This is a genomic window from Chryseobacterium sp. C3 (assembly GCF_014218905.1).
Lineage (GTDB): Bacteria > Bacteroidota > Bacteroidia > Flavobacteriales > Weeksellaceae > Chryseobacterium > Chryseobacterium mucoviscidosis.
Genome location: NZ_JACLCU010000001.1, coordinates 84,126 through 99,330, shown reverse-complemented (window position 1 = coordinate 99,330; position 15,205 = coordinate 84,126). Strand labels below are relative to the sequence as shown.

The window sequence follows — 15,205 nt, the reverse complement described above, 5'->3', positions numbered from 1 at the left end:
ATGACTTTTAATTGTATTCAATTGGGTTAGGTTTTTAAGACAGGCTGTACCATTTTTTGAACAGACTATCGTATTCTTTCTGATCTGATTTTGTCTTAATCAGTGTAGCGAGATTAGACATCTGTGTTTCCGCATCTGCTTTTCGCTTGTTATAAATCAAAAAGTCGCAATAGTTCCACACATTGGTGTAGTACGGTTTAATACTAATACTTTTCTGGTAATTTGCTTCCGCCGAAACTATATCTTTATTCATAAAATGACATGATGCTAACTGATCGTACAGAAAAGCTTCATCCTGCTGATCCCAACTTTGGGTGAGTGCCTCATTATAAACATCAATCGCGTTCTGGTACTCTCCCTTCATTAAAAATTTCCCGCCGCGGTTGATAAATTCATTGGTTCTGTTGCTGATATCCGGTCCGGAATTATCATCACTGTAAACAACACCAATCTCACCCGACATTGCTGCTTTTTTCAGAAATTCCGCCAGTTTTTCATCAGATTCTGTATTTTCGAAGAAATCATTGATCGGTTTTAGCAAATATTCTTCAATCTGAATCGTTCCCGTAGCTTCATTCAGTCGCTTGTATAATTTGGCGGTTAATTTATCGGCTTTAACGTTCATTCCGTTTAAAATTTCTGTTAAAAGATCTAAAACAGCTAAAACATGAGTTCTGTATTCTAAGGTTACTTTATCTCCGAAAGGAAGAACAAAAGCTTCTCTTAATTCTTTTAAAGCGGCATTGTAGTCGCCGTTAGTATACAATTTTCTGGCATTAATTAATCTTCCGGGAGCGTTTTTTAAACTTTTTCGGCTGGAAATTACCGTGTAAATAATAAGCACAGCAAGAATCGCTGCAAAAATGATAACGTACTTCATGAATATAAATTTAAGTTTTTAGGTAAATAGTTTTATTAATCGTATTGTTTTAGCTTAAATAATCTGTCCTGTTTTACAGATATGGAAAAGCTAAGTTTTACGTTTTATTCTCAGCGCAATATAGTCATTTTAATAAAACTTTATCTATAAATTTTATCAATGTGGTACGTAAACTATTGAATATTTCATTGATCATTAACTATTTCCGGCTTACATCCGTTAAAGAATTCAAAAATGCAATAATCTGTTTAATCTCTGTTTGGGTTAAATTCAGCTTATCCGAAGCCAGCGTCTGATTTTTCACATGTAAGCCAAGACCTTCTCCTCCTCCTTCGTTGTAAAAATCCATAACTTCTTCCAGAGTATTAAAAGCACCGTTGTGAAAATAAGGTTTCGTCAGAGCTGCATTTCTTACCGTTACTGTTTTAAAAGACTTTTCATAGATCCATGAATTTTCCTTTTTCACTGGACTGTTGATTCTTCCCTGATCTGCATCTAATTCCAAAGGATTCTGGCTGATTGGTTTTGCGGTAATTCCTAAAACTTCAGATTCGTTTTCATTAAAGAACGGCGGAACTAAACCTGAAAAGTTCGGTGCAAAATGGCAGGTCGCGCAGTTTGCTTTTCCCATGAAAAGATTAAATCCTTTCTTCGCATCCGATGAAATTTCTTTTTCGTTTCTCATAAATTGATCAAAATCGCTTTCATAAGAATATAATGAAGCTACGTAAGAACTCAAAGCTTTGGAAAAATTTTCTTTATTGATTTCGCCATTTTTAAAGGCAGCTTTAAAAGCTTTTCTGTACTCCGGTTTTGTTTTTAATTTCTTAATGATGCTTTCATAGCTTGTGTTGAATTCATCTTTATTGTAAATGACGTGTTCTGCCTGCTGTTCAAGGTAAAAAGCCCTTAAATCATAGAAAAATCTTTTGGCAAAAACCGCATTATACAAAGACGGAGAATTTCTCAGCACAGTTTTTCCTTCTACATTACTTGGAGATTTTGCTTTTAAATCGGTGAATGCGTTTTCCGGTAAATGACAGGTTGCACAGCTCATTTTTCCGCTGTTACTCACATTCCGGTCATAAAAAATTTCTTTTCCTAGTTTTCTTAAATCTCCGTTATCTTCGTCTTTTTTTAATAATGTATAAAAATAGGGATTCAGAAAATCGCTGCTGAAAAAGTTTTTATTCCCCACATTCCAACCCGAAAATTCTTTCAGATCATCCGTTCTTCCATCCCAGCTTCCGAATTCTTCGTATAAAGGCTGAATGTATTTTTTATAAAACTCAATCCTGTCGAACGTTTCAAAATCTGTATTTTTTGTGAGATAATTAATTCCGTCTGTTAAAATAGCATCGGCTTTCTGAATATTATAATTTTTAAAGTAAAGATCATCATGAAGATATTTTTGCATCCCTGAAAAAGCATGAACGGTTTCATCGGAAACATTCAGCGAACCCGGAGTATCGAAACCTGTAACGCCTAAACTGTAGATTCTGATCAGTTCAATTCTTAACGGTAATGTTTTATTGTTTCCTTTGCTTAAACCGTTTTTTACGGTACTTAAATAAAAACTCGCGTAGCTGTTGTATAAAAAATCTGCAATTGTTTTAATATCATCCTTTTTTTCAAGTGCTTCATCCGAGAATATCATTCCGTCCAAAACCTGTAATCCTTCCGGAGGAAGTGTATAAGCGGAAGTTCCCGCTGCTTCAATATGAAAAAGCGGTGCTGCATTGAGGTGGGTTTTTGTAAATTCAGGATAGTGAAACGCGACGTAAAACTCGATTTCCTTGAAAGAATTTCTGGTATTTTTTAATGACTGCTGAAGTTCTTCAAGGGAAATTTTATCTTCCGAAAAACTTTTGGCATCCGATTTTAAGTTTTCAAGCTTACTTTTGAAATCCGACAAACCTTGATTGACGAATGTATCTTCACTTTTCACTCCTTTATCAACCGGATTGAAAGACATTGCAGAAAAAACAAGCAGAAAAAGGATCGCAGCAAAGGGATAAAATCTCATGAAATTTTTTGCGCAAATCTATTAACAGCGCACAATTCGGACGTTACCACAATTTTAAATCTGAATTAAATAATGTTTACATCTCTATTCGGGTATTTTTTATTAATTTTAAACCCCGAAATCAAATTCATTACCGAGCGGTCAATTTCCAATATTGACATTCTGAAAATAATGATGAGGATCTTGGGAGAGGATTTTTAAAGATTGGCGGAAACCAATCACAATTTCAATGTATTAAACTATAAAAACGAATTTATGCTGAATAAACTTGCTGCTTCAGAACTTGTTCTGAACGAAGACGGAAGTGTTTATCACCTGAACCTTTTACCGGAAGATATTGCTGAGAAAATTATTCTTGTAGGCGATCCGGATCGTGTTGCGAAGGTTTCAAAATATTTTGACAAGGTAGAAGTAAAGAAAAATAAAAGAGAATTTTACACGCATACAGGAACGTTAAGAGGCGAAAGAATCACTGTAATGTCTACCGGAATCGGGACTGAGAATATTGACATTGTGATGAACGAGCTTGATGCACTGGTAAATATCGATCTTAAAAATAAAGAATTTAAAACGGAGCATTCTGCTTTACAATTATTCAGAATGGGAACCTGCGGAAGTGTGAATCCAGAGGTTCAGGTAGACAATATGCTGGTTACACAAAATGTTGTGGGCTTGGACGGCTTAATGCATTTTTATCAGGATTATGCGTTTGAAAATGAATTTTCAAGAAATTTCATGGAAAAATTCCCTTATCCGAAAATTAAGCCGATGCTTTATTTCGCAGACTGGGCGGAAGAATTGGGAGAATTGTACAAGGATGCAAAATATCACGGAAACACAGCTACTTTCCCTGGTTTTTATGCTCCACAGGGAAGACAGTTGCGTTTAAAAGCAGTGGACGATAAATTTCTAGAAACTCTGAACGATCTGGGTGTAACCAATTTCGAAATGGAAACATCCGCAATTTATGCGTTGTCTAAACTTTTAGGACATAAAGCCATTACCGTAAATAATGTGATTGCCAACAGAAGACGTGGAGAATTCTCCGCCGATCATCATGCTTCGGAAAAAAATCTTATCGAGTGGGTTTTAGAAAGAGTCATTAAATAATTATACTTTCAACATTAATAAATCAAAAGGATCTCATAAGCGAGATCCTTTCTTTATAACCATTAAATTAAACTTCCTGAAGATTGATTAATCTGTCCTGAAGTGACGCATTATACTATTTTATCAATTCTATTAAAATTCATTAATAGTTACATAGAAATGCGCAGAGTATAAACTTTCTGCATTTCCTGAAATATTCGTAAGATTGATGGTAATATTTGAAGTAGAAGTCATTCTCGGATTCGAAATTGAGAAAGTTGCATTACCTGCAAAATCCGAAGCCGGAGTTACTACAATCGTCGCTTTCGTTGAAGTCGGAACCATAGCTGCCGGAATCGCGATATCCATTGTCGTGGATTTTCCTGAAGGAAGATTATTAATAGAAACACCCGGCCAAACCTCAAAACTGATCTGGTTTTTATTTACCGTTCCTTTGCTTCCCAATTTGTACTGTCCGTTAACGTCTAATCTTGCTGTCGTATTCGGTGTACTTGTTCCTATTCCTACGTTTGCACTGCTGTTTCCGATTGATATTGCATTATACTGGCTTGTCGTCGTGTTGTAACCGATTGCTGTGGAATTTTGTCCTGTTGCAGAAGCGCCGGAACCTATCGCTGTGGAATTCTGTCCGTTTGTTACCGTATTGAATCCAACCGCAGTTTCACTGTTGGAATTTGTTTTCGCATTGTAACCTAATGCTACTGATTGAAATCCTGCCGCAAATGAATTGTTTCCCAATGCGGAAGATTCGTTGGCTGTTGTTTTTGAGTTATATCCGATTGCGGTAGACTGAAATCCGTCTGCTAAAGAATTATTCCCGATTGCTGTGGATTCGTTTTTATTGGTTTTGGCATTATAGCCGATTGCATTTGATTTGAATGCCGCTGCTGTTGCTTTGTTTCCTACTGCCAAACCGTCATTTGCGCCTACAGAGGCTTCATTTCCGATAGAAACTCCCTGAAAAGCAGAACTTGAAGTTCCGATTGAAATACCGTTCTGTCCGGCGTTTGCCATTGGTCCTAAACTTACGGAATTGTCTACACCCAGTCTTCCCATTTTTACAGAATTCACTTTAAAAATAAGGTCATCGTAGGTATTGGTTCCTAAAGCGAGAGCAGTATTCGCTCCTGCATTGGTTCCACTGTTCGTTGCGGAATCATTCCAGCCTGAAGTAGTTCCGCCTCCTCCGGGAACAACTGGGGTTACCTGACTTCCTTCTACGGAAAGCATATTCCATTTTGCATTGTTCCAGTAAAAGAATCCAGTTTCTACCAATCCTGCCTGTCCGTTGTTCCAGACTATTAATCCTTCGGCAGGTGAAGGAATGGTAATGTTATCGGTTTCGGAATCTAAAGAGACACTTGGAAAAAGTACTCCTTTATTAGCGGAATTAATTTCAAGCATAGCCGAAGGATTAGGCGATGAAGTGCCTATCCCAACCTGAGCTGATGTAAAAGTAAAGCCTGAAAAAAGTAAAGCTGTAATAAGTATTTGAAGTTTCGTTTGTTTTTGCATTTCTAGTTTATTAAATAGCTATCAGTTTGATAATGCAAATATAATAATTTTTAATAAAACCTCATTTTTTTTAATAATTCTACAATTTAACACCAACAAGTGAATAATTTGCAATAAATACACCTATTAATCACTGTTTAATGATCAAAAACATAGAATTTATTCTATACAAAATCGGCTTTAAATTACAGTAAAACAGTGTTTTTATAATTTTATCCTTTTTTAAAAAATTTACCTATCAAAAAAAAATATCACGAAAAAATGAATAAAGCACAATTTATCACTGCTTATTGAAGAAAAACAGATATAAACATTGATGGTTTCAGGGGTGTATAACGTGTTAAAATACAATAATTGTAATAAAATAGAAAATATGAATATTAATTATTTATGAACTTAATAACAAAAAAAAGGACCTCAAATCATTGAATTATTAAAAATAAAAATTTATGATAATATATTAGATAATATGAGAGAAGTTTTTCAAAGTTTCATTTTACTCATTAAAATGATGATTTCAGTAGATATAAATCTGGTGTAATATATACACTGTAAATATTATAGAATAATTCTAAAACCTTTTCCTCTTCCGAAATAAAAGTTTATGAAAATTTTAACAATCAGAAAAAAATTTAGGAATGGTTCTTGTTTAATCATAATCACACAAACAAAATATCACATTATGAACAATTCAGAATACAACAAAGCAGAAAACGCAGTAGATAACACAAAAAACTCTTTAAAGGATGCGGCAGATAATGCAAAATGGAAGGTAGAGGAATTGGCAGACAGAGCCAAAGATTATATTAATGAAAAAAGAAATAATGATGAGGAAGCAAAGCATGAAGACTGGCTAGACAGAGTAAAAAATAATTTTGCCGATGCATGGGATGATGTGAAAGATAAAGCCAATGATGCATGGGAAAAAACGAAGGATGCAGCAGAAGATGTAAAAGCAGAATGGAATAAGAAAACGAATTAAAATTTCAGTCATATAAATATTTTCAAGAAAAACGGAGTCTTTTTACAGAAGGCTCCGTTTTTTATTATGTACTAAACACAAATATTGCTACATTTGTATAATAATAAACATTAAAAAATTATGTCATACGGTTTACTTAAAGGCAAAAAGGGAATTATTTTTGGAGCCCTTAATGAACAATCGATCGCATGGAAAGTTGCAGAAAGATGTCATGAAGAAGGTGCTGAATTTATTTTGTCTAATGCTCCTATTGCTTTGAGAATGGGAGAACTTAACGGTTTAGCAGAGAAAACAGGATCTGAAGTAATTGGTGCAGATGCTACTTCTATCGAGGATCTTGAAAAGCTTTTTGATGCTGCTGTTGCCAAATTCGGTAAAATCGATTTCATCCTTCACTCTATCGGAATGTCCATCAACGTGAGAAAAGGAAAACATTATACAGAAATGAACTACGACTGGTTAGAAAAAGGCTGGGATATCTCTGCGGTTTCTTTCCACAAAGTAATGAGAGTGGCTTGGGAAAAAGACTGCATGAACGAATGGGGAAGTATTTTGGCACTTACCTATATTGCAGCACAGAGAACATTCCCGGATTATAATGATATGTCTGATAACAAAGCCTATCTTGAAAGCATTGCAAGAACTTTCGGAAATTACTGGGGTGAAAGAAAAGTACGTGTAAACACGGTTTCTCAGTCTCCTACAATGACGACGGCGGGAAGCGGCGTGAAAGGTTTCGGAGGTTTCCTTGGATATGCAGAAGATATGTCTCCATTAGGAAATGCTACAGCTCTTGAATGTGCAGACTACTGTGTAACGTTATTCTCTGATCTTACGAAAAAAGTAACGATGCAGAATCTTTTCCATGACGGAGGTTTCAGCAGTTCGGGGGTTACTCAGAGAGTGATCAGTAAATATGATACTGAATAATTTAAATCATTATTCTTATATAAATTAAGCCGGATTATTGAATTCGGCTTTTTTATGTTTCAATGTAAAGAATTTGTAGATTATAATTGCTGCCAATTAATACATATTTTTGAATAAAACAATTTCGGCGGAGCCTTTGGCTCCGCCGAAACGTAATAAAAATGTTAATATGAAGTCTATAAAATTACAGTCTGTATAGAATGTGCTGGAGCAGATAATTTTGCGGCCATACCTTCGATCCAGAGATTTGTATCCATATCGTTATCCGTATCATTCATGATTACGGTTACCAACTGTCCATTTTCATTCATAAAAGTGGTTGAAGTTAATGCAGCTCTATTTGACGAAGTTCCGATTCTAACCGCTTTTGGTTTAATGAATTTCGAAACATGCCCTACATAATAATATTCATAGGTATAATGAACTTCACCGGTTTTGGTATCTGCAATGATTGGCGCAAAACAGAAATTTCCCACATGGTTTGGCCCGCCTGTTTCGTCCAGAAGAACATTCCAGTCTGTCCATAAAGCCGTACCTTTGTTGAAATCGTTAATCATATTCCTTCCGTATAATTCGCCTAAACTCACTTCATAAATTTTAGACATATCAAACTGCTCTTTGCAGCCTTCGGTAAAAGCTAAAAACTTATCCGGAAAAGCTCTCTGAGTTTCTGTCAGATTATCAAAAAGCTGGGTTTTGTTGTTCCATGTTTCATACCAGTGATAGCCGATTCCTGAAGCATATTTAGAAGTTTCAGGATCGCCGAGTGTGGTGGTTGCTCTCTGGTAAATCAAATCACGGTTATGATCCCAGATCATCACTTTTTTATCCTTGAAACCATTTTTCCAAAGAGTCGGACCTAAATTATTTTTAAGGAACTCCCCCTCTTCTTCCGCCGAATAAATACACGATTCCCAAGTTTGCGTTGCCATCGGTTCGTTCTGAACGGTAAGTCCCCAAACATTGATTCCTCTTTTTTCATATTCTTTAATGAATTTAATATAATAATCTGCCCATGTCTGGTAAAACGCGTTTTCCAGCCTTCCTCCTTTCAGCATACTTTTGTTTGATTTCATCCAAGCCGGCGGACTCCACGGTGAGAAATAGAAGGTAAAATCTTTTCCAATTAATTTTTGTGCTTCTTTGATCATCGGAATCTTATACTTTTCATCATGTGCAACAGTAAATGATTTTAACGAATTATCATTTTCCTGAACATAAGTGTAAGAATCGCTTGAGAAATCACACGAATTCATATTGGTACGGACAACGGTGTATCCCAAACCGTTTTTTCCGTAGTAGGCTTCAATAATTTCTTTCTGCTTATCTTTCGGAAGTTTATAAAAAGTTTCTGCGGAAGCATCTGTAATTGCACCGCCGATTCCTATTAATTTCTGATATTTAAAATCCGGATCTACAAAAATACACGCATCCGTTTCTTTTGGCTGACCAAATTTTTCGAATTTTACGGTGCCTTTGTCCACCATCTTTTCGTTGGTTGCCGAGTTGGTAAGAAAAACTTTTGCCGTTTTTCCTGTATTTTTCTTCCAGTAATTTTGTGCATTTGCATTGAAAGCCAAACCGACAACCAAGCAACTTACAATTAATCTCTTCATTATTATCTTTTCTTATTTTTTATATTAAACCACCCCGTCTAAATTTTCTTTGAAAATTTATCCACCGCTTCAAAGGAGGGGAATTTTAAGTGATTCTATTTATTTTCGTAAACCCTTACATAATCGATCTCATATTTCTGAGGAAAAATGGTATCATCAATGCCTTCTTTTCCACCCCAGAAACCTCCGACAGCAAGATTCAGTATGATGAAATATGGCTGATCAAAAGGCCATGCTTCATACGTTTTTTCTTTGTTTTCATAGGTGAAAAATTTCTGATCATCAATATAAACATCAATTTTCTCCGGCGTCCAGTCTGCTTTGTAAATATGAAACTTTTCACTTGCATCTTTTACAATCAAAGTGTCTGTTTTCTGAGTTCCGATGATGTGGTTATACTTTTTGGTATGAACTGAAGCATGGATATATCCCTGATTAAATCCTACATGTTCCATGATATCCAGCTCTCCGTCATCGGGCCATTTTTTCATATTTTCGCTCATCATCCAGATGGCAGGCCACGTTCCGCGACCTTTAGGAAGTTTGGCACGAACCTCAACAGTTCCGTACTGAAAGGAAAATTTACCCCTTGTCAGTAATCTTGCGGAAGTGTATTTATTCTTTTCCCAGTTTTCTTTTCTGGCTTCAATGATAAGATTTCCGTTTTCCACTCTTGCATTTTCCGGACGGTTTTTTGTGTAAAACTGAGCTTCATTATTGCCATAACCGTCGCCGCCGACATCATAGTTCCATTTTGAAGAATCGGGTAAGCCTTTGTAATTAAACTCATCGCTCCAGATTAGCTTTCTGTTAGAATCGGGTTTGTTTGAAGCACAATGTAGTGTTGAAAAAACCAAAGTTCCTCCGATGATGAAATGAAAAATATGTTGAAGTTTTATTTTCAAAGTTTAATGTTTTAGGTTTATATTTTAACGCAAAGATTTATTTAATTAAACAAAATGCTAATGAGCAAAGATTGCGACCAGTCGCTGATAAAGTATTATCATAAACGTTAGCTTCATCAAATCAGCTTTGCTGATTCTTCTTTGCCTCCTTAAAATCAATAATTCGTTTTCTTAATCTTTGCGTTAAAAAATTCTAGATTAAGATTTAATTATTATTTAATTTATTCTCAATACTTGTTATTCTGAGGAACGAAGAATCTATTTTAAATGTTGGTCATTTAGATTCTTCACTCCGCTTCTGAACTGCGTTCGTAGACTTTCTGTCTATGTTCTGAATGACAACAATATGTTTAAAAATTAATTTAATTATTTTCAAAGTCTGTCATGCTGGAAGCATCTCTGCAAAAATTATTTAGATTCTTTCGGAATGACAAATATTGTGTTTAATTAATATACTTCTAAAAACTGTTCAGCCTTCTACCGCCAAAAGCGGGTTTTATCCCGCTCTTAGTAAGTAAAAAATAATATTATTTTGTCCAATTAATTCTTTTTGTCTGAACATTTTTAGAATCGGTTCCGACCATAATATCGAATTCTCCGCCTTCCCAGTCGTAATTGAGCTGATCGTCATAGAACTTAAGATTTTCGGGAGTTAACGTAAAACTGATGGTTTTTGTTTCTCCTTTTTTAATGAAAACTTTCTGGAAACCTTTCAGTTCCTTTACTGGTCTTACCACTTTTCCGAACAAATCTCTGATGTATAACTGCACCACTTCTTCCCCGTCATAATTTCCACTGTTGGTAACATTTACGCTAATATTTAAAGTCTGATTTCTTTTAAGACTATTTGAGCTTAAATTCATATCAGAATATTTAAACTGGGTATAACTTAAACCATAACCAAAAGGAAATTTCGGATCATTATCCAAATCGATATACGCTGAAACGTAGTTTCTGTCGATATTGTTTTTTGCCGGTCTTCCGGTGTTGTAATGATTGTAATACACCGGAATCTGACCTTCCGTTCTCGGAAAAGTCATCGGAAGTTTTCCGCCCGGATTTACCGTTCCGAAAAGAACATCTGCAATGGAGTTTCCGGCTTCCGTTCCCAGCCACCAAGTATACATGATTGCCGGAATATTGTCTGCTGCCCAATCAAAGACAAGAGGTCTTCCTGCATTAATCATCAAAACAATAGGCTTTCCTGTTTTGGCAATTTCTTTCAAAAGATCTTCCTGAACTCCGGAAAAATGGATATTGCTTCTGCTCTTTGCTTCACCACTCATCGCGTGACCTTCTCCTAAAGTCATGATCACGACATCTGCTTTTTTTGCTGTTTCCACCGCTTCAGCAAACATCGATCTGTCCTGATCATCTAAATTTGCTCCTTTTGCATAAAGTAATGTTGAATTTTTATCCAATTGATTTTTAATTCCGTCAAACTGCGTTACAATTCTCTGGTTATCATCTTTAAAAGCCACCGACCAAAATCCGTGGTTGGCAGAAGTTTCCTTTCCGAAAGGACCAATTAAAGCAACCGTTTTTACAGATCTTGAAAGAGGTAAAATATTTTTTTCATTTTTAAGCAAAACAATGCTTTTTGAGCCAAATTCTCTTCCGAATTTTCTGTTTTCCTGATTGTTGGTCTGTTCCTGCTGTCTTTTTTCACTGCTGAACCGGTAAGGATCGTCAAACAACCCCATCTCGAATTTTTTAACCAAAATTCTTTTTGCGGCATCATCAATCAGCTTCGGATCTACTTTTCCTTCTTTAACCAGATTAGGAAGTTCTGCCATGTAAGCGCGGCTTTCCATATCCATGTCGCTTCCTGCAATAATTGCTCTTTCTGCAGCTTCTTTATTGTCTTTTGCGTACCCGTGAGGAACCATTTCGCCAATACTGCCCCAATCTGAAACCACAAAACCTTTATAATTCCATTTCCCTTTTAATAAGTCTCTTAAAATGTATTTGTTTGCTGTTGCCGGAATTCCGTTGATGTCATTAAAAGAGTTCATGAATGTTGCCACTCCGGCTTCAGCCGCTGCTTTAAAAGGAGGAAGATAGGTTTCGTTCAATTGTCTTAAACTCATATCAACAGAATTGTAATCTCTTCCGCCCACTGCTGCTCCATAGGCTGCAAAATGTTTTGCACAAGCCATGATGGCATCAAGATTTCCAAGACCTTTTCCCTGAAAACCACGGATTCTGGCTAGACCGATCTGGGTTCCCAAATAGGTATCTTCCCCAGAACCTTCCATTACTCTTCCCCATCTCGGATCTCTTGCGATGTCGACCATCGGTGCAAACGTCCAGTGAATTCCGTAAGCTGAAGCTTCTGTTGCTGCGATTCTTTCGGATTTTTCAATTAGTTTTAAATCCCAACTTGCTGCCTGACCTAAATTTACAGGAAAGGTTGTTCGGTATCCGTGAATGACATCCTGTCCGAATAATAAAGGAATTCTCAATCTCGATTTTAAAGCTAATTCCTGAAATTTTCTGGTTTCTTCTGCTCCTGCCACATTAAGCATTGAGCCTACTTTTCCCTGTTTTATTTCATTTAGAACACTTGCAGAATTGGAATTTTGCGGACCTGTTGCGTATTCAAATCCTGAATACTGAACGAGCTGTCCCACTTTTTCTTCTAACGTCATTTTCGACAAAAGTTCTGAAACTTTCTGATCAATTGTCTTTTGTGCGAATGTATTGATTCCAAATGCTGTAACTGCCAATAAGAAATAAACTCTCTTCATTTTAATCTAATTTTAATTATCTGTCCTTTTGTACTACTTCTTCTTAACCTGAAGTTCAGGATGAATTTATTTAACAAAGAACAAAAAGTTTTCAATCATTACAAATTTTAACAGATATATTTGTCTTAAAAAATATAAGTCGCTGTAGAAATTCCCGGCATACTTACCGAAGCTGTCTTCTGATTATATTTTATGTTGAATGCTTTATCTGTAGAGTTGCTGTTCTGAACAATTAATACTGTTTTTCCTGCCGGAGTTTTAAAAGCTACCGTGGAAAGGTTATCTGCCTGTGTAGAAGCAATTCTCTGAGAATTTGCCGGAACAAATTTTGAAGCGTGAGCAATAATATAATAGGCAACATTTTTGTCGTAACCCGTACTTCCGTTTACGGTAATTGCCCCTTTGCATTGGGTACATCCTCCCGGTGTGTGTGGTCCGAATGAAGCATCATTGGCTACATTCCACTCTAAAGCATTTCTGCTCCAGTTTCTCATGGATCCGATGATAACATTTTTCATGTGCCAGTCCAGATCTCCTGAAAAAGCACCGGTAGAACTTGTCCACTGTTCAGTAAAATAGACGTTTTTATTCGGGAATAGATTATGTACTGTTCCCAAAGCCGAAATATCTCCTGCATACAAATGGAAAGCCGATCCGTCTACATAAGGATTTGCCGCTGTATCATTTAATACCGCCAAAGGATACGCCGGATTGTCGCAATTGTGATCATAAGCTATGATCTTTGTATTAATATTTGCCGTCTGAAAAGCAGGACCTAAATTATTTTTGATAAAAGTTGCCTGATCTCCTGCTGACATATACATACTCGGATTGTTTCCGGGATGTAACGGTTCATTTTGTGGAGTGATGGCATCAATTTTAATTCCCTGAGCCTGCATTGCCTGAATGTATTTTACGAAATACTGTGCATACGCTGCATAATATTCAGGTTTCAGACTTCCCCCCATTGTGTTTCCGTTGTCTTTCATCCAGACAGGTGGCGACCAAGGTGTTGCTAAAATTTTGATATTCGGATTAATCATCAGAATATCTTTCAGCATCTGGATCAAAGCCTGATCTTTGGTTAAGCTGAATTGAGCCAATGTAGGATCAGTCTGTCCGGTCGGCATATCGTCATACGAAAAAACTTCGCTGTTGAGATCCGAAGCACCAATACTGATTCTTAAATAACTTACTCCAATTCCGGAAGCACTGAACAGATCATTTAACAATTCCTGTTTTTTTGTCGCACTCAGTTGATTGATTACCTGTACACTTCCTCCTGTAAGCGTATATCCGAATCCATCTATCGTCTGGAATATTTGCGAGCCGTCTACTTCAATGGTGGTTCCTGCTGCTGAAGTTCCTGAAAAATAAGAGGTTCCCTGCTGTTGTAGTTTCACTGTCTGATCTCCTTTCGTTAACCACACCTGTACCGGATCTCCGGAAGTGTTTCCGCTTCCGTTTCCGTTGTTTCCGGAATTATCTGTATTATTGGATAAATCCGAAGAGGTACTGCTGCAGTTTAAAAAAGAAAGAAGCGCTACACCGCAAAGTGCAGCACTTCTAAGTACGAAACTATATGAATATTGTAATTTCATATCAATTTAATTGTGTGAAGATTATTGAGTTCTACGGAATTCAACTTTGTCAATGCTTAAGCTATTAACAGTACCTCCTCCACACTTAATTTCCAAATAAACGGTTCCTGTTGTTGTAGCTGTGTAAATTCCGCCATTTTTCGATCCGTTGCATCCAACAGACGAAACTTTTCCTTTGAATTTGCCCGTTCCGCAACCGTCCCAGGTATTGATATTTCTGTAAACCGTTCCGCTTACATCCTGTCCCGTTACCGGAGCCGCATTTAGAACATAAACCTCGAACCATGTATTTACCAAAGGTGTATCTGAAGAAGCTACCATATCGATGGAATATTTCTGTCCTGCCACAACATTCACAGCCTGATAAATACCCTGCTGACTGCTTCCACTTGCAACAATTGTGGCTTTACCGTTAGCAAAAACCCATTGAGCCCCTGAAGCGCTGATTTTGTGAACAGACCATTTTGCAACTTCATCAGGTGTATCGAATCTTCCTCCCTGAATCATATTTCCGGAAATAGGATCTGAAGTAGGGACAACAATTGTTTCACTGGCTGTACCTCCAATAACTCCACCCATACCTACCGCCTGATGCTGAACCACATAAGTTCCTGCATCCGGAAGGAAAAGATTCTGTTCGCCTTTTCCATTATTATAACCGTCATCATCTATATTCCAACTTGAATTAATATAATTATTGTAATTTCTTTTCAACAAGTAATGATTCTCCGATGTTTTTGTAACTTTAAAAGAAGCGTCTAAAGTTCCCTGAGAAATACCGTTTCCATCACCATCTACGCTATCCGGTGTACAGCTTGCCAAGAAAAAAACTGACGAGGCTAATAAAAGGCTTTTATTAATATATTTAGTTATCATGTTGTTAATGTTTA

At 36.5% G+C, this 15,205-nt stretch carries 11 protein-coding genes; 3 read left to right on the top strand and 8 right to left on the bottom strand.

Features of this window, described 5'->3' with window-relative positions:
* Positions 1–34: 34 nt before the first annotated feature.
* Both H6W53_RS00405 and H6W53_RS00400 read right to left on the bottom strand, forming a co-directional pair.
* Entirely contained in the window at positions 35–880 is an 846-nt protein-coding gene (locus H6W53_RS00405; protein WP_185204424.1) for a hypothetical protein, read from the bottom strand.
* A gap of 199 nt (positions 881–1,079) precedes the next feature.
* Complete coding sequence (locus H6W53_RS00400) at positions 1,080–2,906, bottom strand: cytochrome-c peroxidase (protein ID WP_185204423.1); 1,827 nt, start codon at positions 2,904–2,906, stop codon at positions 1,080–1,082.
* A gap of 255 nt (positions 2,907–3,161) precedes the next feature.
* On the opposite strand from H6W53_RS00400, the gene H6W53_RS00395 reads away from it, so the two are divergent.
* Entirely contained in the window at positions 3,162–4,016 is an 855-nt protein-coding gene (locus tag H6W53_RS00395; RefSeq protein ID WP_185204422.1) for a nucleoside phosphorylase, read from the top strand.
* Between the two features lie 132 nt (positions 4,017–4,148).
* Here H6W53_RS00395 and H6W53_RS00390 read toward each other — a convergent pair whose 3' ends face one another.
* Positions 4,149–5,531 carry a hypothetical protein gene (locus H6W53_RS00390; RefSeq protein ID WP_185204421.1) on the bottom strand — a complete coding sequence of 461 codons (1,383 nt, stop codon included), beginning with the start codon at positions 5,529–5,531 and terminating at the stop codon, positions 4,149–4,151.
* A gap of 682 nt (positions 5,532–6,213) precedes the next feature.
* On the opposite strand from H6W53_RS00390, the gene H6W53_RS00385 reads away from it, so the two are divergent.
* Positions 6,214–6,513, top strand: coding sequence for a hypothetical protein (locus H6W53_RS00385; RefSeq protein ID WP_087709915.1), 300 nt, complete (start codon positions 6,214–6,216; stop codon positions 6,511–6,513).
* 120 nt (positions 6,514–6,633) lie between these two features.
* The gene (locus tag H6W53_RS00380; protein ID WP_047375319.1) at positions 6,634–7,443 is read left to right on the top strand and encodes an enoyl-ACP reductase; all 810 of its coding nucleotides are present in this window, start codon (positions 6,634–6,636) and stop codon (positions 7,441–7,443) included.
* 176 nt (positions 7,444–7,619) lie between these two features.
* Here H6W53_RS00380 and H6W53_RS00375 read toward each other — a convergent pair whose 3' ends face one another.
* The 5 genes from H6W53_RS00375 to H6W53_RS00355 form a co-directional block, all read right to left on the bottom strand.
* The gene (locus H6W53_RS00375; RefSeq protein WP_185204420.1) at positions 7,620–9,059 is read right to left on the bottom strand and encodes a glycoside hydrolase family 30 protein; all 1,440 of its coding nucleotides are present in this window, start codon (positions 9,057–9,059) and stop codon (positions 7,620–7,622) included.
* A gap of 95 nt (positions 9,060–9,154) precedes the next feature.
* Positions 9,155–9,964 carry a family 16 glycosylhydrolase gene (locus H6W53_RS00370; protein WP_185204419.1) on the bottom strand — a complete coding sequence of 270 codons (810 nt, stop codon included), beginning with the start codon at positions 9,962–9,964 and terminating at the stop codon, positions 9,155–9,157.
* A 527-nt stretch (positions 9,965–10,491) separates the two neighbouring features.
* Complete coding sequence (bglX, locus tag H6W53_RS00365) at positions 10,492–12,714, bottom strand: beta-glucosidase BglX (RefSeq protein WP_185204418.1); 2,223 nt, start codon at positions 12,712–12,714, stop codon at positions 10,492–10,494.
* Positions 12,715–12,839: 125 nt separating this feature from the next.
* The gene (locus H6W53_RS00360; protein WP_185204417.1) at positions 12,840–14,315 is read right to left on the bottom strand and encodes a glycoside hydrolase family 30 protein; all 1,476 of its coding nucleotides are present in this window, start codon (positions 14,313–14,315) and stop codon (positions 12,840–12,842) included.
* A gap of 21 nt (positions 14,316–14,336) precedes the next feature.
* Complete coding sequence (locus H6W53_RS00355) at positions 14,337–15,191, bottom strand: hypothetical protein (RefSeq protein ID WP_185204416.1); 855 nt, start codon at positions 15,189–15,191, stop codon at positions 14,337–14,339.
* Between the last annotated feature and the right edge of the window lie 14 nt (positions 15,192–15,205).

Excerpts from the sequence above, each read along its gene's own strand:
- H6W53_RS00405 (WP_185204424.1), bottom strand. The coding sequence starts at position 880 with ATGAAGTACGTTATCATTTTTGCAGCGATTCTTGCTGTGCTTATTATT.
- H6W53_RS00400 (WP_185204423.1), bottom strand. The coding sequence starts at position 2,906 with ATGAGATTTTATCCCTTTGCTGCGATCCTTTTTCTGCTTGTTTTTTCT.
- H6W53_RS00395 (WP_185204422.1), top strand. The coding sequence starts at position 3,162 with ATGCTGAATAAACTTGCTGCTTCAGAACTTGTTCTGAACGAAGACGGA.
- H6W53_RS00390 (WP_185204421.1), bottom strand. The coding sequence starts at position 5,531 with ATGCAAAAACAAACGAAACTTCAAATACTTATTACAGCTTTACTTTTT.
- H6W53_RS00385 (WP_087709915.1), top strand. The coding sequence starts at position 6,214 with ATGAACAATTCAGAATACAACAAAGCAGAAAACGCAGTAGATAACACA.
- H6W53_RS00380 (WP_047375319.1), top strand. The coding sequence starts at position 6,634 with ATGTCATACGGTTTACTTAAAGGCAAAAAGGGAATTATTTTTGGAGCC.
- H6W53_RS00375 (WP_185204420.1), bottom strand. The coding sequence starts at position 9,059 with ATGAAGAGATTAATTGTAAGTTGCTTGGTTGTCGGTTTGGCTTTCAAT.
- bglX (WP_185204418.1), bottom strand. The coding sequence starts at position 12,714 with ATGAAGAGAGTTTATTTCTTATTGGCAGTTACAGCATTTGGAATCAAT.
- H6W53_RS00360 (WP_185204417.1), bottom strand. The coding sequence starts at position 14,315 with ATGAAATTACAATATTCATATAGTTTCGTACTTAGAAGTGCTGCACTT.
- H6W53_RS00355 (WP_185204416.1), bottom strand. The coding sequence starts at position 15,191 with ATGATAACTAAATATATTAATAAAAGCCTTTTATTAGCCTCGTCAGTT.